Here is a 23,012-nt window from a genome sequence, read left to right as displayed (position 1 = left end):
ATGCAATGAAACTAACAGCTCAGGACAAACGTACCGTCTTCAGGGCACTTCATGAAAAGGGCTGCTTCGTATTGCCCAATCCGTGGGACGCCGGCAGTGCACTGCTGCTGCAAGGCATGGGCTTCAAGGCCTTGGCAACCACCAGTTCAGGCATGGCCTGGTCACGGGGGCAAGCTGATGGGGCGGTTTCCCGTGCCCTCGTTCTTGAGCATCTGCGCACGATGGTTGCGGCCACAGATCTGCCGGTCAATGCCGATTTTGAGAGCGGCTTTGCGGCAAACCCGGAAGGTGTGGCCGAGAGCGTGCGTATGGCCATTGATACGGGTGTAGCCGGTCTCTCGATCGAAGACGCAACAGGAGACCCCCATAACCCGTTGCGCGAACTGGGCGAAGCGGTTGCACGTATCAGGTCTGCACGTGCTGCCATCGATGAGGCGGGCGGAGAAACCTTGCTGGTCGGGCGCGCCGAAAACTTCTTTCTGGGTCGCCCGGACATCGACGACACCATTCAACGCTTGCGGGCCTACGCAGAGGCTGGCGCTGATTGCCTCTATGCGCCCGGCATCAAAAGCAGGGCGCACATTGAGGCCGTAGTGGCCGCTGTGTATCCCAAACCGGTTAATCTGTTGATTGGTTCTGCCAGCGAATTTACGCTAGAGGACATTGCGGCCATGGGCGTCAGACGCGTCAGCGTGGGTGGGGCATTGGCACGCGCCGCCTGGGGCGGATTTCTTCGCGCTGCCCGTGCCATTGCAGACGAAGGCCGCTTTGATGAATTTGCAAACGCGGCATCAGGCGCCGAACTTAACGCTCACTTTCATCCATCGGCCGAATGAGAAGTCGCTTGTGGAAACCACTCATCAATACTCACTTCATCCGATGACTCTTTGACCATCGTCTCGGAATTTCTCGCGGTACACCTCGTCAGCCCAGTCAATGAACACGCGCACCCTGGGTGAGAGTTGCCTGTGAAATGGGTAAAGCGCGCAGACGGGCATCTGGGGTGATGGCCAATCGGCCAGCACCTGAACGAGGGATCCGGCATTCAGATGCTCCTCCAGACGGAAGCGAGGCAACTGAATCAGTCCGCACCCTGCGAGCGCGGCGCTGAGGTAGCAGTCGGCATCGCTCACGGACATCCAACCTTGCGTGTGGAACTCGGCGACCTGATCGCCGATGATCAACTCAAAGGGGTATCGGTGGTCACTCCCTTTGGAAAAGAAACCAATGCCCTGGTGGGCGGCTAGGTCTTGAGGAAGGGTAGGTGTGCCGTATTGAGCCAGGTACTCTGGGCTGGCACAGATGATCTGTGGCATCTGCGCGAGGCGCCTGACCACGAGTGAGGAGTCACGCGGTTCTCCTGCGCGTACCACGCAATCGATACCTTCCTTGACCAGATCCACCAGTCGGTCACCGCTGCTGATGGCGAAGTTGATATGAGGGTAGCGCTGCTTGAATTCACCGATTCGCGGCAAGATGATGGCGCTTGCATGGGCGCCATGAAGATCCAGCCTCAAGGTGCCATGGGGATTGGCTACCTGGGTACTGAGAGATGTTTCGGCATCTTCCAATTCAGCCAGCACGCGCTTGCTGCGCTCGTAGAACGCCTGGCCGTCCAGAGTGGGCTTGACCTGCCGCGTAGTTCGGTCAAGCAGGCGGGCACCTAGCCGGTTTTCCAACGCCTTGATGGCGTGCGTGGCGGTGGCTCTCGGAATATTCAGTACGCCCGCTGCTTCCGTGAAGCTCCCCAATTCCACGATCTTGGTAAAGAGTTGCAGAGCGTCAAAGCGGTCCATGAGGGCGATTGTTGTGGATAGTTGAAAGATGAATGCAATTTATAGCCATTTATTGATGAGTCGTAAACCACGATGATCACATTCACCAATCTTTTCCAGATCTCGTCAGGCAATTGGGCTGCTGAACGAGCAAGTACCCAGGCCAATACCTGTGGCCCCCTTATCAATCAAAGGAAATCATCATGAGCACCATTCAAACGTCTTTCGCTCCCGCTGCTCTTGTTACGGGAGCCTCACGTGGCATAGGCCGCGCCATCGCGCTGCGCCTGGCCGCAGACGGTTTCAAGATCGCGGTCAACTATTCAGACAATGCGGCAAGCGCTGCCGAGGTGGTGGCCGCCATACAGGTAGCCGGTGGTGAAGCTATGGCCGTGCAGGCGGACGTGGCCAATACTGAAGACGTTGAGCGTCTGATGACCAAGACCGTCGAAGCATTTGGAGGTATCCATGCTGTTGTCCATAGCGCTGGCGTCATGCCGCTGGCTCCTATCGCTCCTGAAAGCACCGACCTATTTGACCGTGTCATTCATACCAATCTGCGTGGCGCGTTCATCGTGCTGGCTAATGCAGCCAAATATCTGCAGGACGGAGGCCGCATCGTCGCGCTCTCAACCAGCGTGATCGCCAAGTCTTTTCCCCAGTATGGGCCCTACATTGCGGCCAAGGCGGGTGTAGAAGGCTTGGTGCATGTGATGGCCAACGAACTGCGCGGCAGAAACATCACAGTCAACGCGGTCGCTCCAGGGCCTGTGGCCACTGAGCTTTTTCTTAGAGGCAAGTCAGACGAGCAGATCGCTCAACTCAGCAAGCTCCCGCCGCTGGAGCGCCTTGGCCAGCCGCAGGACATAGCTGGGGTGGTTTCGTTCCTGGTCGGTGCGGATGGCGGATGGGTGAACAGCCAGGTGGTGCGGGCCAATGGCGGGTTTGCTTGAACGCCTATCGCTGCAACAGGGATCTCTGCGCAGTCCTGATGGGTGTGTATTCCTTCAGGCGTAGTCGAGAGGAAGCGCTGTGGTGTATTTAAGCTGCTCCATCGCGAAGCTCGAACTCACATCAAAGAGCTCAACATCCCGGATCAAGCGGCGGTAGACGGCGTCGTAGGCCTTGATGTCAGGCACCACCACTCGCAGCAGGTAGTCGTTTTCACCGCTCATGCGGTAGAACTCCACAATCTGGGGAATGGTGGAGACCACGTCTGCAAACTTCTTGAACCACTTTTCGTTGTGCTGATTGGTCTTGATCGCCACAAACACAGTCACACCGACATTGAGCTTCTCCGGGTCTAGCAGAGCCACGCGACGCTGGACGAAGCCTTCTTGCTCCAGTCTCTGAATTCGTCGCCAGCATGGCGTGGAAGACAGGTTCACACGCTCACCGATCTCGCTGACCGAGAGCGTGCAATCTTTTTGCAGAAGCTCCAGTATGGCTCTATCGGTGTTGTCCAACGTGTGTGTCATGTCTCCAGTTGCCCTTGGGTTTTTCTGAATAGGTCGCTTTTCCTGCCTCTTGGCTTTTGCGCTTCTTCAAGCGGCGGAAGGGCTTGTCCTTCCGTGACGAATCGGCTTTTCGTATCAGTCCTTGCTTAAACTTCCACCGCAGCGCGCAAGGCATTTAGATTCGCAGTCGAGGTGCTGGCTACCTGAACCGAGCACCCGGGCCCCAGCAGAAAGGACTTGCCGTCCATTTCTTCAATCGCTGAACGCGCCATGGCTTTGACCTGCTCCGGAGTTCCCACGCGAAGGGTTTTTGCATCCACGCCTCCACCGACGGCCTTGCCCAGTTCTCTGTGGCCCGCAGCCAACGTGGGGTTATGCCCCGCGCTACGGTCCCAGTGAAAAACCTGCACAGGGTAGTCGGCCATCGCCTCGAGACGAATGGAATCTTCGCAAAGGTGAAGCATGTTGCACCACAATGGCTTCGCCGCTTCAAGCACCTGCAAGTCGAAGGGCCGAACGAAGCGCGCATACTGTTCTGCCGTCAGGCGCCCGTCGTTGGCCCATTTGGTGGAAAAGAAAATGCCGTCAACACCTTCGCCCACCAACTGCGTGACAAAGCGGGCAAACGTGTCTCCGAAGGCGGCCATGGCGCTTTCCACCGCTTGGGGGTTCTCTTCAATATGCGCACGCAGCAGCGCACCGTCGCGGTCCACCAACTTGTCCGCCACATCCAGGGGCGAGAAAACCGTCATGATCAGCGGAACCTCATGGCCTACGCGCTGACGCATGTAGCGAATGGCTTCTATCTGCTCATGCAGGGCGGGCGTGTCCAGCGGCAAGGGCCTGAGCTTGCCCCAATCAGCACTGGACTTGATAGGCATGGCGGTGCACTTGTGCAGCTCTGCTGGGTCGGTTGAGGCTTCGTAACGGAAGCCCCAGCCTTCCACGTGGTAGCTGGCGCGTGCGTGCACCTTGAGGTAGTCCCAGTCATGGCGCTCAAAGAAGTCCACCATGGTGTCGGCCAGCGAGCGCGCTGAGGTTTCCTGAGGATAGAAATGGCCCCAGGCGCTCACCGGAACGCGGTCGGGTGAGCCACCTTGGACAGCAGCTTCTAAACGGGTACGCCGCGCATCTTTCAACTGCACGGAGTTGGCTGCGCGCGTCATTCGATTTTCATCCCGCTGTCTTTGACCACTTTGGACCAGCGCACCAGGTCTGCCTTGATCAGATCGCTGAACTGCTGTGGTGTGTTGGTAGAGATGATGGCGCCTTCGGAGGCCAGTGCCTTGCGACTGCGCTCGGTACCCATGACCTTCACGATGTCGGCATTGATCTTGGTGACCAGCTCAGCAGGCGTGCCTGCAGGTGCGAGGATGCCGAACCAGGGAGAGGGGTCAAAGTTGCGCACACCGGCTTCTGCCATGGTGGGAGCGTCAGGTAAAACTTCCAGACGTTTGGGGCTGGCAACGGCCAATACCTTCAAGCGACCGCTCTGTATGTGGGGTAGCACAGTCGCAGCGCCCACCATCACCATGGACACCTGATTGCTGAGCAAATCGGTGACTGCAGGGGCCGTGCCTTTGTAGGGAACATGAACGATGTTGGTCTTGGTGAGCAGCTTGAAGTATTCCATCGCCAGATGGTTGGCACTGCCGTTGCCGGCCGAGCCATAGTTCAGCTTGCCTGGGTTGGCCTGGGTGTAGCTGATGATTTCGCCCACCGTCTTGGGCTCCAGCGAGGCATTGGCCACGAACACCAAGGGCAGCAGAGTCACAAGGGAGATGGGCTCGAAGCTTTTGACAGGGTCGTAGGGCAGCTTGGGGTAAAGCAGAGGATTCACCGACATGGTTCCGGTGTGGCCCAGCAGCAGCGTATAGCCGTCTGCCGGCGACTTGGCTACAAAGTCGGCACCAATGCTGCCGCCCGCACCAGGGCGGTTGTCGACCACCACCTGCTTGCCCCATAGATCAGTCAGCTGCTGGGCAAGCGCGCGGCCGATGATGTCTGTAGAGCCGCCTGGAGGGAAGGGAATCACCAGTTTCACTGGGCGATTAGGGTAGGAAGACTGAGCTTGCACAGGCAGGCTGGCAAGGGCTGCCACAGACAACAGTGAGAGCAAAAAGGCACGAGACTTCATGGAAAGCTCCAATAGGGGGTATCAGTTAAACGCGCGGTTAGCGTGATGAATCTGTAGTGGAGTCTACCAACGCCCCCCGGAGAAATCATTGCGATGATGATCGCTATTCTGATAAATCTAGAACAATTTGCTATATGAAAATGAAAATTTGAAATTTCATTCTAACCACGATTGCTCCCCATCGACCATGAACCATGGACCATGGACGCAAGGGCCCGCGTGGAAAGCCAATCAATGCTGCGCCTTTGCGGTAGAGCAGGTTTTGCATTTCGTGCTCAGACCACTTTTTCCAGCAGATGTGCGGAATGAAAAGGGGCACAGGAAGTGGTTACTTCGACGCTCGGCTTCATGTTTGGAACTGCAGCCAGGGCTGTGGCTTCGAGCGCGTGGGCCATGTCAGACTCCAGATCGCAATAGGCCTCCAAGCCCACATGCACACGAACCAGCGTGCCCTTGCTATCCCATGGAACAACGGCTCTCTTGGGAGCGTCCATAGGAAGGACCAGGCTCTCGTATCCGCCCCAGGACAGGCCTATGCCAAACAAGCTGAACGAGTTGAAAAATGCCTCGGTCTGCGCGCGCGTGATGGGTTTAAAGAGAAATGCGAAGAGTCCGCTCGCACCAAGAAAATCGCGTTTCCATAGGCTATGCCCTGGGTCGTCTGGCAGGCCGGGGTGGAGCACGCGCTCAACCATGGGGTGTTCCTGAAGAAACTTGGCCAGACGCATACCGCTTTCCCAATGCCGTTGCATCCTCAAGGAGAGGGTTCTCAACCCGCGGAGCACAAGAAATATGTCGTCAGGGCTCGTGGTTTGTCCAAAGTCCTGAGCGCCTGCCCGCAGTAACGGCCAGGCGCGCTCGTTGGCTGTGGCGACACCCATCAAGGCGTCGGAGTGACCAACCAGGTATTTCGTTGCAGCCTGTATGGATACGTCCACGCCATGCTCAAAGGCTTTGAAAAACAGCGGACCGGCCCAGGTGTTATCCATGACGACGAACGTATCGCGCTTGTGAGCTTGCTCGGCAATGGCGGGAATGTCTTGAACATCGAACGTGGCAGAGCCCGGAGACTCCACAAAGACCAGGCGCGTGTTGTTCCTCATCTGATCCGCAATACCGGCGCCTATCGCGGGATCATAGAACTCCACTTCCACTCCAAGACGGGTCAGCACGTCTTCGGCAAAAGCCCGGGTCGGACCGTAGACGCTGTCGGTCAAGAGAACGTGATCGCCTGCGCGTACGAATGCCAGGATCGAATGAGTGCATGCCGCCAGGCCGGAAGGAAACACCAGGGATCGGTGTCCTCCTTCCAACTCGGCCATCATGTCCTGCAGCGAGGCTGTGGTCGCCGTGCCAAAACGCCCGTAGGAAGCGTAGGGATTGCCGGGCGTCTTGCGCGCTTCCCATTCCTGAAGCGTAGGCGCCACGATGGTGGAGCCCCTGCAGATCGGGGTGTTGACCAGACCTCCGTGGTCAGCAGGGTTTCTGCCGCTGTGCAGCAAACGGGTGTCGATGTTGAAATTGGATTGCACAGGTACGCCTATTGAGTTGGGGGGACGCCTTGTTTTGAAGACGTGTTTCACAAACTGGAGTAAGGGGAGCGCGTTGTTTCGAAACGCGCCAGGTGTGACGGGTTTATTGATTGACGCGTGAAAGCAGGCCCGTCACGGTTTCTCCCGCCAGCTTCAGCGGTTCGAGCAAGTCGTTCTCGGCTACGAAGTCGCGGTTGGTCAGGCGATGCGCTCGGCATGCAGCTTCTTGGTGGCCGAAGACACCACTGCAAAGAGTGATGGAAATGACTTCTGACTTCACGCTAGCTCCTTGAGTGAGGACGAGCTCATGCAAGTACCGCATTCCGGTCTTGAATGCCGTGTAAATCCCCGCGAATCAAGGATCAATGAACTCGTGTTTGCTCAGAAAATTGTCGTCAGACCGAGGGAGTTTTTTCCTGCGTAATTGGATGGAAATCGCCGGTTTCTTAGATGACTTTTCTCGTGAATGGGCAAAATATGAAATCGTGTTTCACCCAAGTTTTTTTGATCTGAAGCCCCGGTCTTTTTCCCAAGCCAAGTGGATGTTCCAGCGCCCAGAATGAAAATGACCGCTGCAGCCGTAGCTGGAGCGGTCATGAAGGGGACGGTGACTGAAGGTTTGGAAGTTCAGATGGCCGCAAGAATGAACTGCGTGGTGCAACCGTGGTGCGACCGCGGTGGTCAGCAGATCCTCCTATGGGTCCGGAAGCCAGTTATCACGAATTATTTAAGATTTGGTGAGGATTTCTAGATCACTATTGATCAAAATAATTAGCAGACTTGTTGAACCAAAAGTCGGCAGATTTCTTATGGTGCTGCGCGGCGTTCTGTTTTGTCATTCGGTAACTTAAGGGACTTACTATGTTGATCCACACCCGAGACTCAGGATTTATCCATCCTCACGGCAGCGAGATTACATCGAAGTCGGTCTATTTACGCCGACGTGAGATGCTGCAATGGGCCACGGTGGGCAGCCTCGGCGGCGTTCTGGGTGGGCGCGCCGTGGCTCAAGACAAGCCTCAAACGGCCCTGCGTGCCATTCCTGCCACCAAGTCGACGGTCTCTGGTGCCATGGCCAGCGATACGCTCACCTCTTTCCAGGATGCGTCGAGCTACAACAACTACTACGAGTTCGGCCTGGAGAAAAGCGATCCCGCGCGCAATGCACATACCCTGCAAACCAGACCCTGGACGGTGCGAGTGGAGGGTCTGGTCAACAAGCCACAGACCCTGGGTATCGAGCAACTGCTCAAGCTGAGCGCTCAGGAAGAGCGTATCTACCGTCTGCGATGCGTGGAAGGATGGTCCATGGTGATCCCGTGGATCGGTTATTCACTCTCGAAGCTGCTTTCCCTTGTTGAGCCTATGGGAAGTGCCAAGTATGTGGAGTTTGTGACCTTGGCCGACCCCAAGACCATGCCCGGATTGCGTGCCGGCGTGCTGGACTGGCCCTACACCGAAGGGTTGCGGCTGGACGAGGCCATGCACCCGCTCACGCTACTGGGCTTCGGAATGTATGGCCGTGAACTCCCGTCGCAGAACGGTGCGCCTGTGCGCCTTGTTGTGCCTTGGAAATACGGATTCAAGAGTGCCAAAAGCATTGTGGCCATCCGCCTGGTTGAACGCGAACCGAGTACGGCCTGGAACAAGGCTGCACGCAACGAGTATGGGTTTTATTCCAACGTGAACCCAGATGTGTCACATCCACGCTGGAGCCAGGCGACCGAGCGCCGCATTGGCGAAGGCGGGTTATTTGCCAAAAGGCGCAAGACCCAACTGTTCAATGGCTATGAGGCCCAGGTAGGTCAACTGTACGCAGGGATGGACTTGCGCAAGAACTACTGAGTGGCTGGAATGAGTGTCCTGCGAAAGGCGGTCATTCGTGTGGCACTACACGGTCTGTGCCTCGTCCCGGCTCTATGGCTTACCTACCTCGCGCTGACCGATGGCTTAGGGGCCAATCCTGCCGAATCGCTGTTGCGGTCTTTGGGGGATTGGACCATTCGTTTTCTGTGTTTGGTGCTGGCTGTAACGCCGCTGCGCCAATGGCTGCGCTGGAATGCGCTGGCATCTTACCGGCGCATGTTGGGGCTGTACACCTTCTTTTACGCCACTCTGCATTGGCTGGCGTACGTCGTTTTCGACATGGGACTTGATTGGCAAGCCATTGTGCAAGATTTGCCCAAGCGCCCCTTCATTTTGGTGGGCACGTTGGCCTGGTTGATCTTGCTGGCGTTGGCTATCACTTCCATCCCCCGGCTTATCCGTCGCATGGGGGGCAAGCGCTGGCAGCTATTGCACCGCTCGATTTATGGCGTGGCTGCGTTGGCGGTGCTGCACTTTTTTTGGATAAGAGCCGGGAAGAATAACTTTGCAGAGGTGGGGTGGTATGCGGCCATACTCTCAGGTTTGCTGCTTGCCCGTTGGTTGTATCAACGCCGAAAGTCGAAGAAAAAGTGAGTTCGCTTGGTCGCCCAGATCGGTTGGCAATGTTGGGATGCCGAGGTCAGGCTGGATCGGCCTACACCTGCTTTGCCTTCCGGGTTCATCAGCGCCAAGTAAAAGGCCCTCTGCAAGGGATTTCCTTGCAGAGGGCCTTAGCCTTTCTCAGCAGATCAGTGTTTGCGGCGACGCGAAGTCCACAACCCTGCGATGGAAAGGAGCAGCACCAAGGCTGCCAATGATTTGACATCAAGCGTTGGAATGGGCTCAAGGCCCGCTTTGGATGCCACCAGATTGTTCTGGATGTTGACGACATCGGCGCCTGTGATGGTCACGGTGACGCTTGGTGTGAACATGGGGGCCTGGAACCAGAATCCCGCATTGGCGGTGGGTTGCGTCTCGGTGACCGTGCAGCTTGCGGCCAACGGCACCGGCACGGTTTGGCTTGCATCAGCGACCAGGTTGAAGCTCTGAGGGAACCCGGTCACTCCAGGCCCTGTGCAGCTCACGGTGACGCCAAACGGCTGACCCGTATAGCCCGCCACGAGACCGGTCACGGTAGGCGTCACGGTGAGTGAGCCCATGACGAGAGTCAGGGGGTTGTTCACGGTCACAGCGGGTGCTGCAGTGCCACCAGCCGGAGCATCGAACGTTTGCGGGCTGATGACCGGCGAGCCATACACAAACCCTGCAGAGACCGTTGCGGGGGTGGCGCCTTCGCTCACGGTGCAAGCGACCGTTTGTGCCCCGTTGGTGGGGGGTATTGGCATGACCTGAGCTGTGTTGGGCAGCAGGTTGACCGTCTGTTGCACTGTGGCCGCGGAGCCGCCTGCAGTGGGTGTCACTGCGCAGCTGACCGTCACCGGGAAGGTGCTGCCAGCGACATAGCCGCTGACTTCTCCAGACAAGGTTTTGGTCAGGGACACGGTCGCCGGAGGAACTATGCCAAAGTTGATTGTGCTGCCATTGTTCGTGGCTACCGTGTCGTAACGACCATTGCGCCCGCTGCCTGATGTGGCATTGGACGTTACGGTGTTGCTGAAGCTGCCGGTGTTTGCAACGGTGCCTGTAACCGCACATTGCACAGAAGCCCCATCGTCCATCCTGGGAATGACGGCGTTAAACGTGTTGTTCGCACCGGAGATGTTAGCCAGGGATACTGAAGGTGCATCGGCGCTTCCCGAGATCACACTGCAGGAGGCCGCTGTCGGCGTGAAGTGGGCACCCAGCACATCAGTCACCGCGATGTTGGTTGCCTGGTTGGCCATTCCCACCACCGCCATGCTGTTGTTGGTGAACTGCAGGTTGAACGTCATGGGTACCCCCGCAGCTGGATTGACCGGAGAGACGCTTTTGTTGGAGGCGACGTCCACACATGCTGGTACATCCGGGTCTATACGGACCTGGGCCGACGTGGGTGAGTCCGAGGGCTTACTGAAGTTCACGTAGGCGCCACCTGGAGGCATGATCAGAACCGAATCCACCTTGTTGGACACTCTTTTCCGATCAGGCAGGCACGTCAGCGTATTGATTCCAGTCCACCGTTGCTCCAGTCTGATTTCAACAAAACCGCCGCTGGCAATACTGCCTTCACCGAGGGGGGCAGTTTGATTCCCATAGGATTGGACAGGGGCTAACAATTGGCGCGGATAGGGGCCCGGTGGGCAGGCAGAGCCGGTCCCCAGCGAATCCACGGTACAGCTCATCAGCCAGAGTGAGTGAAAGGGCGCTGGGAGCGCACTGGTCGCATTAGAGCCGTTTTCGTTGAAGTATTGAACTACGTCACCAAACCTGATACCAGCCACCGGCACATGCGGACTTGTATATTGCGATCGAATCACATACCCCACGGCCTCGCCTTCGGTATCTACCACCGTATCTGAGGGGTTCGCCAGAGTCTTGGTCGTCACCAGGGTATTGGTGGCTACAGGGCAGGTACCTACACTGTTGAGGACCAGAGTGGCCCTGGCTCGGTCATTGTCAGAATTTGAATCTGACACGATGGTTCCGCCACCATTGGCGTGCAAGGTCAAAGCTGCCTCATTGACTACGCGCAAACCACCACAAACGGGAGGGGCGAATACAACGTCTTCCTCAATGACCAACGTGCTGCCCGCGGGCAGTGAAATTTTGGTCTGACTCAGTAGCTGGCCAGCACTCATCGTGGCGCCGCTGACTGCGGTAACGGCGGGTGGTGAGCTGGGGCAGCCAGTCGCACCACCGGTGGCTGAGCAACTGGCAATCGTACTGGTGTAGGGGACACCGCCGTTATTGCCTCCGTCTGTCCCCGATACGCTTTGCCATCCGTCAAAGGTGCGAGGATAGAAACTCCCCAAGTTGGGTACGGAAATGTTGGGGTCTCCGTGAAAAGTGATGCGGTAACGCACCGGGACGCCAAAGTTGGCGGGTGATGCCGTCACCAACTCCTTGGTTACCCGCAAGTCAAAGTTCGCCTGCGTGACGCTTGTGGTCACAACGCCCGAGTTGCCGGCCGGGTTGGTCTCAGTGTCGCTGGCTGCGGCGTTCACAGCGATCGAGTTGACATAGGTGCCGGGGGTAGAGGCTTTCGCTGAAATCGTGATCTCGCAACGGGCACCTTGCGGCAGGCTGGGAATGGGAATCGAGACCGTTTGGCCCCCTGTAGATTCGGCGGTTGCCGAGCTGCGTATGGCTGTCGGGATGGCGGCGTTGACTTCAGCCACAGTCGGACATACGGCGCTTCCGAAGGGTACGACGCTGGTGGCGTTCAAATCGTACAGCCGCGCGGGCAGTGTATCGACCACGGTGCTGGCGCCAGTGGTGGCATTGCCAATATTGCCTACCGTTATGGTGTAGTTGAAGGGCGCCAAAGTGACCGCGGTGCTTGGCGCGGCTTTACTGACGGTTAAGTCGACATTGGCCGCGTGGGCCATACCACTACCGGCCAATAGGGTCAGGCCCAAAGCCAAGGCAATTGCCAACTTGGGGGAATTGGTGCGACACGGCCGTTCAGGCAACGGCGCTCGGGAAATGGATGAGATGGACACAGATTCCTCCGGTGTTTAGAGCGCGTCGAATCACGCGCAGGAGGCACGATTGGATAAAAACTCAGGCCTATCTCAAAGGCATTTCTTCACGAATTGAAAGGAAGATTGAAAGGATTGCATGCTGGACATCATCAAATGAGTTCAAAAGTGATCATTAAATAGTGAATTTGGTACTTGCCTTGCCGTCAATAGTGTTCGTGTCGGTGCGGCGTGGCACCATTTTCTTGCGCCTTCGTTATCCTCTTACCCACTCCTAAAGTGGTGCTTGGCGGACCTTGCGTGGGCCTGCTTCGGGACTGGCTGCTCACGGAAGCCGGGCGTGCTTGACTTGACTATCGTCTCCAACCTCCGCCGCGCAGCTCCCATCCGCCGCGCGGACTGGGTGACCAGCGATGAGGGTGGTAGTTGTATCCAGCGCGCGGGCGCTCATAGCGGCCAGGCACCCACACGTGGCGCCCGCGTGACCAATTCCAGTAGCCGCCCACCCATACCGCACCAGCAAATGGCATCACTGGAATGACTTCTGTATAGGGGGCTGGTGGAGCAACAGGAGCATAGACGCCCTCAGAGGAGTAGGCCGGCCCGCCATATACGGGGCCCGGGGTGGGCGCCACCACGCAGCCTGTGAGTGCTGCACCTGCTGCCAGCGCCACGGCCGCTGCTTTCAACACGGGTAGATAGGTTTTCACGCGAGACTCCTTGTCAATACTGGAGCGCACGCCCCAGTTCACAGCTTTAACGACTTGAGAGAGGCTTCGCTGACGTCAAAGAGCCATACTTTGCGTTGCATTGCGATCTTTACCGCTGCTTCACAGACGAATGCCGCCGTGAGGAGACTTTGAACAGGCTCTTGGGCAGTGGAGAGTGCGAGGAGGCAAATTGAGCATCTCGTGCGGGGTAGGGTGGGCAGGTCCCAGCCGGAACCGTTAGAATTGCGCTATCGGCAACCCATAAGGGCGAGAAAGGCAAATTCGGTTATGACACCGCGAACTACAACGGAGAGTTTTACCAGCCACTAGGCTGGCCGTTCGCGCCTGCACGAGATTTATCCTTTCCCCTCGAAAAAAGCGCGGACGTGTTCCGCGCTTTTTTCTTTTTGAAGACAAGGATTCCCACATGATTCACATCACACTTCCCGACGGCTCCCAGCGCGAGTTTCCCGGCCCCGTCACCGTAGCCGAAGTTGCCGCGTCCATTGGCGCGGGCCTGGCCAAAGCCGCGCTCGCCGGCAAGATCGACGGCAAAGTGGTCGACACCAGCTTTCAGATCACACAAGACAGCCCGCTGTCCATCATCACAGCCAAAGATGCAGATGGCCTGGAAGTCATTCGCCATTCCACAGCCCACTTGTTGGCCTATGCCGTCAAAGAGTTGTTCCCGGACGCACAGGTCACCATCGGTCCTGTGATCGAGAACGGGTTCTTCTACGACTTTTCGTACAAGCGCCCCTTCACACCTGAAGACCTCGTCGCCATCGAGAAGAAAATGTCGGAACTGGCTGCCAAGGACGAGCCCGTGGTTCGTCGCGTGCTGCCACGTGATGAGGCTGTTTCCTATTTCAAGGGAATTGGCGAAGCTTACAAGGCTGAGATCATTGCCAGTATTCCTTCCAATGAAGACGTTTCGCTGTACCGCGAAGGCGCCTTTGAAGACCTGTGCCGTGGCCCTCACGTCCCTTCCACCGGCAAGCTCAAGCACTTCAAGCTGATGAAGCTGGCCGGCGCCTACTGGCGCGGCGACCACCGCAATGAAATGCTGCAGCGCATTTATGGCACAGCCTGGGCCAGCAAGGACGAACTGCAGAACTACCTGCGCTTGCTGGAAGAAGCAGAAAAGCGTGATCACCGCAAACTGGGCCGGGAACTCGATTTCTTCCATATTGACGAGCACTCGCCGGGCACGGTGTTCTGGCATCCCAAGGGCTGGACCCTGTGGCAGCAGGTGGAGCAGTACATGCGCCGCGTGTATATCGACAACGGCTACCAGGAAGTCAAAGGTCCCCAGATTCTGGATCAATCGCTTTGGGAAAAAACCGGACACTGGGACAAATACCGGGACAACATGTTCGTCACGGAATCGGAAAAGCGGGACTACGCGCTCAAGCCGATGAACTGCCCTGGCCACATTCTGATCTTCAAGCAGGGCCTGAAAAGCTACCGCGACCTGCCGCTGCGCTACGGCGAGTTCGGCAACTGCCACCGCAATGAGCCTAGCGGTGGCCTGCACGGCATCATGCGTGTGCGCGGGTTTACGCAAGATGACGGCCATATTTTCTGTACGCCTGAGCAAATCCAGGCCGAATGCACGGCCTACACCACATTGCTTCAGAACGTTTACAAGGATTTCGGGTTTACCGAGATCATCTACAAACTGGCCACCCGGCCAGAAAAACGCATTGGGTCCGAGGAAAGCTGGGATCAGGCTGAAGAAGCCCTGGCGGCGGGCCTGCGCGCCTCAGGGTGCGAATTCGAGATCAGCCCCGGAGAGGGTGCCTTCTATGGTCCCAAGATCGAATACACGCTAAAGGACGCCCTGGGCCGTGAATGGCAGTGCGGCACCATGCAGGTCGACCCCAACATGACAGAGCGTCTGGACGCGGAATATGTAGGCGAAGACGGAGCACGGCACCGCCCCATCATGCTGCACCGCGCGATTGTCGGCAGCCTGGAGCGCTTTATCGGCATGCTGATCGAGCACTATGCGGGCGCATTGCCCGTTTGGTTGGCTCCGGTGCAGGTTGCAGTGCTCAATATCACCGACGCACAGGCCGAATACGCCCAAACCGTGGCGAAAACGCTGCGCGATCAAGGGGTTAGGGTGACGACAGATCTGCGTAACGAGAAGATAACGTATAAAATACGAGAGCATTCGTTGCAAAAGCTCCCTTTTATCCTTGTCGTGGGAGACAAGGAAAGAGATGCTGGCGCCGTGGCAGTGCGCGCCCGAGGCAATGTAGACCTCGGCGTAATGTCTCTTGACGCGTTTTCCAAGCGCGTTGCCGAAGACATTGCTTCCAAAGCCTGACTTTCTACCCGAAACAAGCTCTGGCCCGCGTGTAATGAGCGGCTTTCGCTACGTGTTCGTAGCATTATGTATTGAGGATTTTTGCCATAGCTACCAATTTTCGTGATCGCCGCCAACGGGAGGAGCGTGCCCACCGTCTGAATCGAGAAATCATGGCCCCAGAGGTTCGCCTCAACGGTCCAGAAAATGAGCCAATGGGCGTAGTGCCTATCCAGGAGGCCTTGCGCCTTGCGGGTGAGTACGACGTCGATCTGGTTGAAGTTGTCGCCAATGCCAATCCGCCGGTTTGCCGGCTGATGGATTACGGCAAGTTCAAATATATCGAGCAGAAGAAGGCCGCAGAAGCCAAGGCCAAGCAAACGGTCATTGAGATCAAGGAAGTCAAATTCCGCCCTGGTACGGACGACGGTGACTACAACATCAAGATGCGCAACATTCGCCGCTTTTTGGGCGATGGCGACAAGGTGAAAGTTACCCTGCGTTTTCGCGGTCGTGAGATCACCCACCAGGAAATCGGTATGGCTTTGCTGAACCGCATTCGGGATGAACTGGCTGACCAGATTCTGGTTGAGCAGTTCCCCAAGCTCGAAGGCCGCCAGATGATCATGATGCTGGCTCCTGCGCGCAAGAAGCCCGGCGTTGGTGTTGCCAAACCTGCAGTGCCTGGTCAAGCAGCTTCCGCACCGGCAGAAGGTTGATCTCCGTTGGTGAGATGGTGAAAAGAGGAATTTGCCAGCGTACCCCGGCTCCATTGGAGATGAGGGCACAAAGGCAGATAAGTCAGCTGAAAGGCTGACTACAAGAAGTGTCTCGGGGCCAACAAGGCTGCAAGGAGTTTGCAGACGCCTCACGAGCACAACTTAAAAAGGAGCATTTAAATGCCCAAAATGAAAACCAAGAGCAGCGCGAAGAAACGTTTTCGCGTTCGTCCAGGTGGTACCGTCAAGCGCGGCCAAGCCTTCAAACGTCACATTCTGACCAAGAAGACCACCAAGAACAAACGCCACCTGCGCGGTGCGGTGAATGTGCATGAGACCAACATGGGTCACATGGCACAGATGCTGCCATTCGCTGGCCTTTGATCAACTGACGAACAAGGAGAAATAACATGCCTCGCGTCAAACGTGGTGTAACAGCCCGAGCTCGCCATAAGAAAGTCCTCGCCCTTGCCAAGGGTTTCCGCGGTCGCCGCGGTAACGTCTATCGCGTCGCCAAACAGGCGGTGATGAAGGCCGGTCAATACGCATACCGTGACCGCCGTACCAAGAAGCGTGTATTCCGTCAGTTGTGGATCGCCCGTATCAACGCCGCAGCGCGTGAATGCGGTATGACCTACAGCCAGTTTGCCAACGGCATCCGCAAGGCCGGCATCGAAATCGATCGCAAAGTCCTTGCTGACATCGCTGTGCATGACAAGGCGGCTTTTGCCGGCATCGTGGAGCAGGCCAAGGCTAAGCTGGCTGCCTGAAACCCTCTCTGCAAGCATCGCCTCCCATAGCGGAGTTTGCAGATTGCCTAAGGGGTTGAGGCCTGAACCGGCTTCAATCCCTTTTTCATTTCATCGTTGTTTTCCGCCTGCCATGAACGTACCCGCTTCCGCTGCCCCTGAACTCGATTCGATTGTCGAAAGCGCGCGCGCGGCTTTCGCCGAAGCAACTACCCCGGCTGATCTGGAAAACGCCAAGGCCCAGTACCTCGGAAAGACCGGACGTCTTACCGAGTTGATGAAAGGTCTGGGCGCTCTGCCGGTAGAAGAGAAGAAAACACGGGGTGCGGCCATCAACGTAGTCAAGCAAGCGGTCGAAGGTGCACTGAACGCACGCCGCCAGGCTCTACAGGATGCTGAACTCGACCGCCAACTTCGTGCCGAAGCCCTGGATGTCACCTTGCCTGGACGCCAACGTGGCATGGGCGGGCTCCATCCTATTTCGCTGGCCTGGGAGCGCATTGAGGCCATCTTCGGCAGCATGGGCTTTGATGTGGCCGATGGCCCCGAAATCGAAAGTGATTGGTTCAACTTCACGGCGTTGAACAACCCGCCGAACCATCCCGCACGTTCCATGCAAGACACCTTCTACGTCGATATGAAAGACGAAGACGGCCAGCCTTACTGCTTGCGTACCCACACCAGTCCCATGCAGATCCGCTACGCCACCGCGCACGCCAAGGCGCAGGCCGAGCGGCTGGCCCGGGGCGAGATGAGCGAAATCCGCGTCATTGCACCCGGACGGACCTATCGCGTCGACAACGACGCCACACACTCACCCATGTTCCATCAAGTCGAAGGGCTCTGGTTGGGTGAGAACGTGAGCTTCAAGGATTTGAAGGTCACCTATCTCAATTTCTGCAAGGCGTTCTTTGAAACGGACGACTTGATCCTGCGGTTTAGGCCCAGTTACTTTCCGTTTACCGAGCCCAGTGCTGAGATCGACATCCAGTTCCAAACCGGTCCGTTGGCTGGCAAATGGCTGGAAGTGTCGGGTTCAGGCCAGGTGCATCCCCAAGTGGTGCGCAATATGGGTCTGGATCCCGAGCGCTTTATTGGTTTCGCCTTCGGTTCTGGCATCGACCGCCTGGCCATGTTGCGCTATGGCGTGAATGATTTGCGCCTGTTCTTCGAAGGTGATGTGCGCTTCCTGCGCCAGTTCAGCTAAACCGTTAGCCAGTTCCCACAGAGAGTATTTATGCAGTTTCCTGAATCCTGGCTGCGCCAATTCTGCAATCCTCCGCTATCGACCCAGCAATTGGCTGAAGCCCTCACCATGGCTGGCCTTGAAGTCGAAGAAGTGAGCGCATTTGCGCCGCCTTTCTCCAAGATTGTCGTCGGTGAGATCAAACAAGCCGAACAGCACCCCAACGCTGACCGCCTGCGCGTATGCCAGGTGGATGTCGGTCAACCGGAGTTGCTGAACATTGTGTGCGGTGCGCCTAATGCGCGTGTGGGCATCAAAGTGCCTTGTGCGCTGGTCGGGGCCGAACTACCGCCTGGCGAAGATGGCAAGCCCTTCCTCATCAAGACTGGCAAGCTCCGCGGCGTGGAAAGCCAGGGCATGCTCTGCTCCGCCCGAGAATTGAAACTCTCGGAAGACCACGGCGGTTTGCTGGAACTCGCTGCGGACACGCCCGTAGGCAAGGACATTCGTGAAGTGCTCGCACTCGATGAAGCCTTGTTCACCCTCAAGCTCACACCCAACCTGGGCCATGCGCTCAGCGTGTACGGTATAGCACGCGAGGTTTCTGCCATCACTGGCTCGCCCTTGTTGACGCCTGTGCATCCGCCGGTGGCAGCAGGCTCCACAGAGGTGCTGCCTGTCAAGATCAGCGCCCCTGATCTATGCGGTCGCTTCTCGGGCCGAGTGGTTCGAAACGTCAATACCAAAGCTGCCACCCCTCAGTGGATGGTCGATCGCCTGGCCCGCTGTGGTCAGCGCAGCGTGACTGCTCTGGTAGATATCTCGAACTACGTCATGTTCGAGTACGGACGACCCAGTCACATTTTTGACCTTGAAAAGATCCATGGCGGCCTGGATGTTCGCTGGGGCAGGGTGGGTGAGCAGCTCAAGCTCTTGAACGGCAATACGGTCAGCCTGGATGCATCTGTCGGCGTCATCGCTGACGACCAGGAAGTCGAATCCCTGGCTGGCATCATGGGCGGCGACGCTACTGCTGTGTCTGACGACACGCAGCATGTCTACGTCGAAGCCGCTTTCTGGTGGCCCGATGCGGTTGCAGGCCGTTCTCGCAGATTCAACTTCAGCACCGATGCCGGACACCGTTTCGAGCGTGGGGTCGACCCTGCGCTGACCGTTGCGCACATAGAACGCATCACTCAGCTCATCATCGATATCTGCGGCACGCCTGCCACCGTGTGCGGGCCAGTGGATGACCTCCAGCCCAATATGCCTACCCCGCAGCCGGTCACGCTGCGCGTGGCACGTGCAGCGAAGGTGATTGGCATGCCGCTCACGCAGGCTGAATGCGCGGATGCGCTTGGCCGCCTTGGGCTCACCCTTCAAGAGGGTGAAGGCACCATCACGGTCGTGCCGCCTGCCTACCGATTCGATCTGCGCATAGAAGAAGATCTGATCGAAGAGGTTGCTCGCCTGATTGGCTTTCAGCAATTGCCCACGACGCCACCCTTGGCGCCGATTGTTCCGAACGTGCGTTCCGAATCGCGTCGCAGCCCGTTTGCGGTCAGGCGCATGCTCGCAGGATTGGGATACCTTGAGACCATCAATTTCAGCTTTGTCGAAGAAAGCTGGGAGAAAGATCTTGCGGGCAACCCCGATCCCATCCGTCTGCTCAACCCTATTGCCAGCCAGATGAGTGTCATGCGCTCCTGCCTGGTGGGATCGCTACTGCAGGTGGTCAAGCACAACACCAATCGCCGGGCTGATCGTGTCCGTGCCTTCGAAATAGGTCGTGCTTTCTTTCGTGATACCTCTGTCAAGACGTCTGACACTGCCGTACAAGGCATTCGCCAGCCGTTGCGGGTCGCTGGGATCGCGTACGGACCGGACGGTCAACAAGGCTGGGAAGGGCGGCAGTCCGCGGCAGATTTCTACGATGCCAAAGGCGACGTGGAAGCGCTGCTCTCGCCTCGCCAGCCAAGCTTTGAGCCAGTTTCACACCCTGCCTTGCACCCTGGCCGTTCGGCAGCCGTTCTGCTGGACGGCGTTGCAATCGGTTTCGTGGGTGAATTACACCCGCGTTGGCGCCAAAGCTGGGAATTTGCGCAAGCTCCTGTGGTGTTCGAGCTTGATCTTGAGGCTGTTCTGGCGCGTGCCTTGCCCCAAGCGCAGGCAGTGCCTCGGCACCAGCCCGCCGAACGGGATCTGGCTGTAGTTGTGCCTGAAGCCGTCACCCATGCACAATTGATGCAGGTCATATGGAGTGCTCCAACCGAGGGCTTGCTGCGCGATGCGGTCCTCTTCGACGTTTATCGGCCCAAGGCAGACGCAGCTTCTGCCGGCGGGCTGTCAGCCGGAGAGAAGAGTCTGGCGGTGCGATTCACACTCAGCAGCGCTGAAGCCACCTTGACCGATGAGCGTATTGATGCGGTGATGCAGTCTTTGTCTGCAGCACTTCAACGCGATTTGGGCGCCAGGCTTCGGGCTTGAGTGTCATTTTTTGAATTCAATAAGAAGAGGGAGCGAGAGCGTCATGGAACTATCGGTTGAGAGCCTGGAAATATCGGCTTTGACCAAAGCGCAGCTTGCGGAAGTTCTGTTCGAGCAAATCGGACTGAACAAACGCGAGTCAAAAGACATGATCGATGCATTTTTCGATCTGATCAGCCAGCGCTTGATTTCCGGTGAGGAAGTCAAGTTGTCGGGTTTTGGAAACTTCCAAATCCGGGTGAAAGCGCCGCGCCCCGGTCGCAATCCTCGAACGGGCGAGCTCATTCCCATTGAGGCCAGGCGGGTCATTACGTTTCATGCCAGCCAGAAACTGAAGGACCAGGTGCAGTCAGATTTTGCGGCCACCGCCGAAACCTGAACATTTCCTTTTCGCCTCTCGCCCCTGGTGCGAGAGGCTGCCGTGAATGAAGTGTCGTTCGAAGCAGCGCACATGTGGTCAAGCCCTTTCTTGCAGCGGCTGAATCTTTCTTATTCCCAATATCGGCCTACAAACCGTGACTCAGAAGCGTTTCTGAGTTGTTCATTTGTTTCGGTTTTTCAGTGGGAAGGCCATCTTGCCCCGAGATACTGAATACAAAGTCACAACTTGGCTCTTTCCCTGTAGCGGTAATGTCCAACTTGCGCTACTCTTTCGGATGGTTTGCAAGGTCTTGTAGGTCACCAGGTTAAATGGAGAACGTACTCCCCCCCATCCCGGCGAAGCGCTATTTCACTATTGGTGAGGTAGCGGAGCTGTGTGGCGTCAAGCCCCACGTGCTGCGCTATTGGGAACAGGAATTCACCCAGTTGCGCCCCATGAAGCGAAGGGGCAACCGCCGCTATTACCAGCATCACGAAGTGCTGATGATCAGGCGTATCCGTGGTCTGCTCTATGACCAGGGTTTCACCATCAATGGTGCGCGTCACAAGCTTCAGGAGCTCGCTCAGACTGAACGTGAGCGCAGCAGGTCAAATGGCTTCGGCATCCCCGTGCTCAACGCTCTGGATCCGGAAGAGTCAGTTTCGGGCGAATCGCTCGATTTGTCTGAGCAAGGTGATGGTGAAACTGATTTGGTGTTGGAAGAAGGTCATGTGCCCGAGCAGATCCGCCAGGTCGAGCGAGAACTGAAAGCCATACGCGATCTGCTGACGGTTTTCTGAACTATTGACTTTGGCGGAGCGGGCTGCCCCCTGGGACCGCCAAGCTCCAGCTTGGCAATTCGGCGCCCTAGCACAACCCAAGATTGCCAAGCTGGAGCTTGGCGCTCCCAGGAAATACCGGTGCTCTCTCGCTCTATCTACTGCCCGTTCTACTGCGGGCAAGCAACGCGTCCGTGTGCTGCCCCAGAGTTGGCGCACCAGCTTGCACACTAGTGTCTTGCCCCGCCAACCTGAAGCCGAGACCAGGTGTGCGAACCGTGCGCTCTCCCTGTGCATAGCGCCGAATCGGAAGCGACAACTTCGAGCCGTCCTCAACTTCATCCAGGAACTCCCCCAGCCGCCTCACTCTTGCCGCAGGCACACCCACGGCATTGAGCTGCTCTTCCATGTCCCTGGCAGACCGCGTTGCAAAAGCGGCATTGAATTGCTGGCGCACGTAGTCCAGGTCACGAGCAACCACAAACCCACCGCCGGGAGCATTGAATGCCGCCAGATCAAGCGCCTTGCCGTCTTCGCACAGATGCTCCAGGCCAAGAACCCGGGTCAGCTTGCGAAACTGTCCAGGCGTATTGGCTGCCGTAGAGAGCCAGCCGTCCTCGCAGCGGTAAGTGTCGGCTGTGGGGCTACCTGTGTAACCCCGGTTGCCCACCCGCTGAGGTTCCACCCGCTGGGTCATGAAAGCGCTCGCATTCGGGTACATGAGCGTCATGGCTGCTTGCACCATTGAAACATCAATGAGCGCGCCTGTTCCATCGCGGGAACGCTGGTGTACGGCAGAGACCACAGACAAGGCGCCCAGCAGACCCGCGGCTACATCGATCACTGGAAACCCCACCTTCAGCGGTGGTGCTTCCGCCGAGTCGCCAGACATCATCATCATGCCCGTGAGCGCTTGCACCACGTGATCGTAAGCGCCGCGCCCGGACCATTCTCCTTCCTGCCCGTAACCAGAGATCGAGCAGTAAATGATGTCTGGCTTGATCGCCTTGACGCTCTCATAGTCCAAGCCATATTTGGCAACCACGCCTGGACGGAAGTTCTCTATGAAGACATCCGCGCTGGCTGCCAGGCTCCGTACGGCCTCATGCCCTTCGGGCGTTCGGATATCGATAGCCAGTGATTTCTTGCCAGCGTTGAAAGTCACAAACCCGGTAGGCGTATCTCCCTCCGCAGGGTTGGCTTTGCTGGAGCGCATGACGTCCCCGCCAGCCGGTGTTTCTATCTTGATCACCTCGGCGCCGAATTGCGCCAGGTAGAAGGAAGCCATGGGCCCGGCGATCACATGGGAAAGATCAAGAACGCGAATGCCTGCAAGTGGCAGCATGTTTTTCATAAGCT

21 protein-coding genes are annotated in these 23,012 nt (G+C 57.4%); 12 read left to right on the top strand and 9 right to left on the bottom strand.

Annotated features, from left to right (window positions below; translation table 11 throughout):
• Positions 1 to 5 precede the first annotated feature (5 nt).
• The gene (locus tag ABIE13_RS09645; protein WP_354442916.1) at positions 6 to 836 is read left to right on the top strand and encodes an isocitrate lyase/PEP mutase family protein; all 831 of its coding nucleotides are present in this window, start codon (positions 6 to 8) and stop codon (positions 834 to 836) included.
• A gap of 36 nt (positions 837 to 872) precedes the next feature.
• On the opposite strand, the gene ABIE13_RS09640 is transcribed toward ABIE13_RS09645, so the two are convergent.
• Positions 873 to 1,796, bottom strand: a complete 924-nt coding sequence (locus tag ABIE13_RS09640; RefSeq protein WP_354442915.1) for a LysR family transcriptional regulator — start codon at positions 1,794 to 1,796, stop codon at positions 873 to 875.
• A gap of 182 nt (positions 1,797 to 1,978) precedes the next feature.
• On the opposite strand from ABIE13_RS09640, the gene ABIE13_RS09635 reads away from it, so the two are divergent.
• Positions 1,979 to 2,728: an SDR family oxidoreductase gene (locus ABIE13_RS09635; protein ID WP_354442914.1), complete on the top strand. Its 750-nt coding sequence runs from the start codon at positions 1,979 to 1,981 to the stop codon at positions 2,726 to 2,728.
• 54 nt (positions 2,729 to 2,782) lie between these two features.
• Here ABIE13_RS09635 and ABIE13_RS09630 read toward each other — a convergent pair whose 3' ends face one another.
• From ABIE13_RS09630 to ABIE13_RS09610, 5 genes are all read right to left on the bottom strand, one after another.
• Complete coding sequence (locus ABIE13_RS09630; protein ID WP_354442939.1) at positions 2,783 to 3,241, bottom strand: Lrp/AsnC family transcriptional regulator; 459 nt, start codon at positions 3,239 to 3,241, stop codon at positions 2,783 to 2,785.
• A 137-nt stretch (positions 3,242 to 3,378) separates the two neighbouring features.
• Positions 3,379 to 4,398, bottom strand: a complete 1,020-nt coding sequence (locus ABIE13_RS09625; RefSeq protein WP_354442913.1) for a uroporphyrinogen decarboxylase family protein — start codon at positions 4,396 to 4,398, stop codon at positions 3,379 to 3,381.
• Positions 4,395 to 5,369 carry a Bug family tripartite tricarboxylate transporter substrate binding protein gene (locus ABIE13_RS09620; protein WP_354442912.1) on the bottom strand — a complete coding sequence of 325 codons (975 nt, stop codon included), beginning with the start codon at positions 5,367 to 5,369 and terminating at the stop codon, positions 4,395 to 4,397. The genes ABIE13_RS09625 and ABIE13_RS09620 overlap by 4 nt, the downstream gene beginning before the upstream one ends.
• Before the next feature lie 275 nt (positions 5,370 to 5,644).
• Positions 5,645 to 6,901 (bottom strand): cystathionine beta-lyase, encoded by a 1,257-nt coding sequence (gene metC, locus ABIE13_RS09615; protein WP_354442911.1) that lies wholly within the window; start codon positions 6,899 to 6,901, stop codon positions 5,645 to 5,647.
• A 103-nt stretch (positions 6,902 to 7,004) separates the two neighbouring features.
• Positions 7,005 to 7,181 (bottom strand): hypothetical protein, encoded by a 177-nt coding sequence (locus ABIE13_RS09610; protein ID WP_354442910.1) that lies wholly within the window; start codon positions 7,179 to 7,181, stop codon positions 7,005 to 7,007.
• A gap of 581 nt (positions 7,182 to 7,762) precedes the next feature.
• Here ABIE13_RS09610 and msrP point away from each other — a divergent pair.
• Together msrP and ABIE13_RS09600 are read left to right on the top strand one after the other, a co-directional pair.
• The gene (msrP, locus tag ABIE13_RS09605) at positions 7,763 to 8,746 is read left to right on the top strand and encodes a protein-methionine-sulfoxide reductase catalytic subunit MsrP (protein WP_354442909.1); all 984 of its coding nucleotides are present in this window, start codon (positions 7,763 to 7,765) and stop codon (positions 8,744 to 8,746) included.
• Between the two features lie 9 nt (positions 8,747 to 8,755).
• Positions 8,756 to 9,361, top strand: a complete 606-nt coding sequence (locus ABIE13_RS09600; RefSeq protein ID WP_354442908.1) for a sulfite oxidase heme-binding subunit YedZ — start codon at positions 8,756 to 8,758, stop codon at positions 9,359 to 9,361.
• 155 nt (positions 9,362 to 9,516) lie between these two features.
• Here the strand turns inward: ABIE13_RS09600 and ABIE13_RS09595 are convergent, their stop codons facing one another.
• Both ABIE13_RS09595 and ABIE13_RS09590 read right to left on the bottom strand, forming a co-directional pair.
• Positions 9,517 to 12,369, bottom strand: a complete 2,853-nt coding sequence (locus tag ABIE13_RS09595; RefSeq protein WP_354442907.1) for a DUF5979 domain-containing protein — start codon at positions 12,367 to 12,369, stop codon at positions 9,517 to 9,519.
• A 332-nt stretch (positions 12,370 to 12,701) separates the two neighbouring features.
• Positions 12,702 to 13,058, bottom strand: a complete 357-nt coding sequence (locus tag ABIE13_RS09590) for a hypothetical protein (RefSeq protein WP_354442906.1) — start codon at positions 13,056 to 13,058, stop codon at positions 12,702 to 12,704.
• Between the two features lie 427 nt (positions 13,059 to 13,485).
• Here ABIE13_RS09590 and thrS point away from each other — a divergent pair, with 427 nt between their 5' ends.
• The 8 genes from thrS to ABIE13_RS09550 all read left to right on the top strand — a co-directional run bounded on the left by thrS (position 13,486) and on the right by ABIE13_RS09550 (position 21,674).
• A complete protein-coding gene (gene thrS / locus ABIE13_RS09585; RefSeq protein WP_354442905.1) occupies positions 13,486 to 15,393 on the top strand; it encodes a threonine--tRNA ligase in 1,908 nt (635 codons plus the stop codon).
• A 77-nt stretch (positions 15,394 to 15,470) separates the two neighbouring features.
• Complete coding sequence (gene infC / locus ABIE13_RS09580) at positions 15,471 to 16,091, top strand: translation initiation factor IF-3 (RefSeq protein ID WP_354442938.1); 621 nt, start codon at positions 15,471 to 15,473, stop codon at positions 16,089 to 16,091.
• 180 nt (positions 16,092 to 16,271) lie between these two features.
• On the top strand, positions 16,272 to 16,475 hold the full coding sequence (gene rpmI, locus ABIE13_RS09575) for a 50S ribosomal protein L35 (RefSeq protein WP_009517525.1): 204 nt from the start codon (positions 16,272 to 16,274) through the stop codon (positions 16,473 to 16,475).
• 26 nt (positions 16,476 to 16,501) lie between these two features.
• Entirely contained in the window at positions 16,502 to 16,861 is a 360-nt protein-coding gene (rplT, locus tag ABIE13_RS09570) for a 50S ribosomal protein L20 (RefSeq protein WP_354442904.1), read from the top strand.
• 112 nt (positions 16,862 to 16,973) lie between these two features.
• Positions 16,974 to 18,047, top strand: coding sequence for a phenylalanine--tRNA ligase subunit alpha (gene pheS / locus ABIE13_RS09565; RefSeq protein WP_354442903.1), 1,074 nt, complete (start codon positions 16,974 to 16,976; stop codon positions 18,045 to 18,047).
• A gap of 30 nt (positions 18,048 to 18,077) precedes the next feature.
• Positions 18,078 to 20,513 carry a phenylalanine--tRNA ligase subunit beta gene (gene pheT, locus ABIE13_RS09560; RefSeq protein ID WP_354442902.1) on the top strand — a complete coding sequence of 812 codons (2,436 nt, stop codon included), beginning with the start codon at positions 18,078 to 18,080 and terminating at the stop codon, positions 20,511 to 20,513.
• Between the two features lie 43 nt (positions 20,514 to 20,556).
• Complete coding sequence (locus tag ABIE13_RS09555) at positions 20,557 to 20,892, top strand: integration host factor subunit alpha (protein ID WP_354442901.1); 336 nt, start codon at positions 20,557 to 20,559, stop codon at positions 20,890 to 20,892.
• 311 nt (positions 20,893 to 21,203) lie between these two features.
• Positions 21,204 to 21,674: a MerR family transcriptional regulator gene (locus ABIE13_RS09550; protein WP_354442900.1), complete on the top strand. Its 471-nt coding sequence runs from the start codon at positions 21,204 to 21,206 to the stop codon at positions 21,672 to 21,674.
• A 133-nt stretch (positions 21,675 to 21,807) separates the two neighbouring features.
• On the opposite strand, the gene ABIE13_RS09545 is transcribed toward ABIE13_RS09550, so the two are convergent.
• On the bottom strand, positions 21,808 to 23,007 hold the full coding sequence (locus tag ABIE13_RS09545) for a CaiB/BaiF CoA transferase family protein (RefSeq protein WP_354442899.1): 1,200 nt from the start codon (positions 23,005 to 23,007) through the stop codon (positions 21,808 to 21,810).
• Between the last annotated feature and the right edge of the window lie 5 nt (positions 23,008 to 23,012).

Source organism: Ottowia thiooxydans (assembly GCF_040548795.1).
In the GTDB taxonomy this organism is placed as follows: Bacteria; Pseudomonadota; Gammaproteobacteria; order Burkholderiales; family Burkholderiaceae_C; genus Ottowia; species Ottowia thiooxydans_A.
The sequence above is the reverse complement of the archived record's forward strand: the minus strand, read 5'-3'. Positions and strand labels throughout refer to the sequence as shown.

Coding starts and splice junctions, on each gene's coding strand:
- pheS (WP_354442903.1), top strand. CDS start 16,974: ATGAACGTACCCGCTTCCGCTGCCCCTGAACTCGATTCGATTGTCGAA.
- ABIE13_RS09555 (WP_354442901.1), top strand. CDS start 20,557: ATGGAACTATCGGTTGAGAGCCTGGAAATATCGGCTTTGACCAAAGCG.
- thrS (WP_354442905.1), top strand. CDS start 13,486: ATGATTCACATCACACTTCCCGACGGCTCCCAGCGCGAGTTTCCCGGC.
- pheT (WP_354442902.1), top strand. CDS start 18,078: ATGCAGTTTCCTGAATCCTGGCTGCGCCAATTCTGCAATCCTCCGCTA.
- rpmI (WP_009517525.1), top strand. CDS start 16,272: ATGCCCAAAATGAAAACCAAGAGCAGCGCGAAGAAACGTTTTCGCGTT.
- ABIE13_RS09600 (WP_354442908.1), top strand. CDS start 8,756: ATGAGTGTCCTGCGAAAGGCGGTCATTCGTGTGGCACTACACGGTCTG.
- ABIE13_RS09645 (WP_354442916.1), top strand. CDS start 6: ATGAAACTAACAGCTCAGGACAAACGTACCGTCTTCAGGGCACTTCAT.
- rplT (WP_354442904.1), top strand. CDS start 16,502: ATGCCTCGCGTCAAACGTGGTGTAACAGCCCGAGCTCGCCATAAGAAA.
- ABIE13_RS09625 (WP_354442913.1), bottom strand. CDS start 4,398: ATGACGCGCGCAGCCAACTCCGTGCAGTTGAAAGATGCGCGGCGTACC.
- ABIE13_RS09620 (WP_354442912.1), bottom strand. CDS start 5,369: ATGAAGTCTCGTGCCTTTTTGCTCTCACTGTTGTCTGTGGCAGCCCTT.
- ABIE13_RS09550 (WP_354442900.1), top strand. CDS start 21,204: ATGGAGAACGTACTCCCCCCCATCCCGGCGAAGCGCTATTTCACTATT.
- ABIE13_RS09635 (WP_354442914.1), top strand. CDS start 1,979: ATGAGCACCATTCAAACGTCTTTCGCTCCCGCTGCTCTTGTTACGGGA.
- msrP (WP_354442909.1), top strand. CDS start 7,763: ATGTTGATCCACACCCGAGACTCAGGATTTATCCATCCTCACGGCAGC.
- ABIE13_RS09545 (WP_354442899.1), bottom strand. CDS start 23,007: ATGAAAAACATGCTGCCACTTGCAGGCATTCGCGTTCTTGATCTTTCC.
- ABIE13_RS09640 (WP_354442915.1), bottom strand. CDS start 1,796: ATGGACCGCTTTGACGCTCTGCAACTCTTTACCAAGATCGTGGAATTG.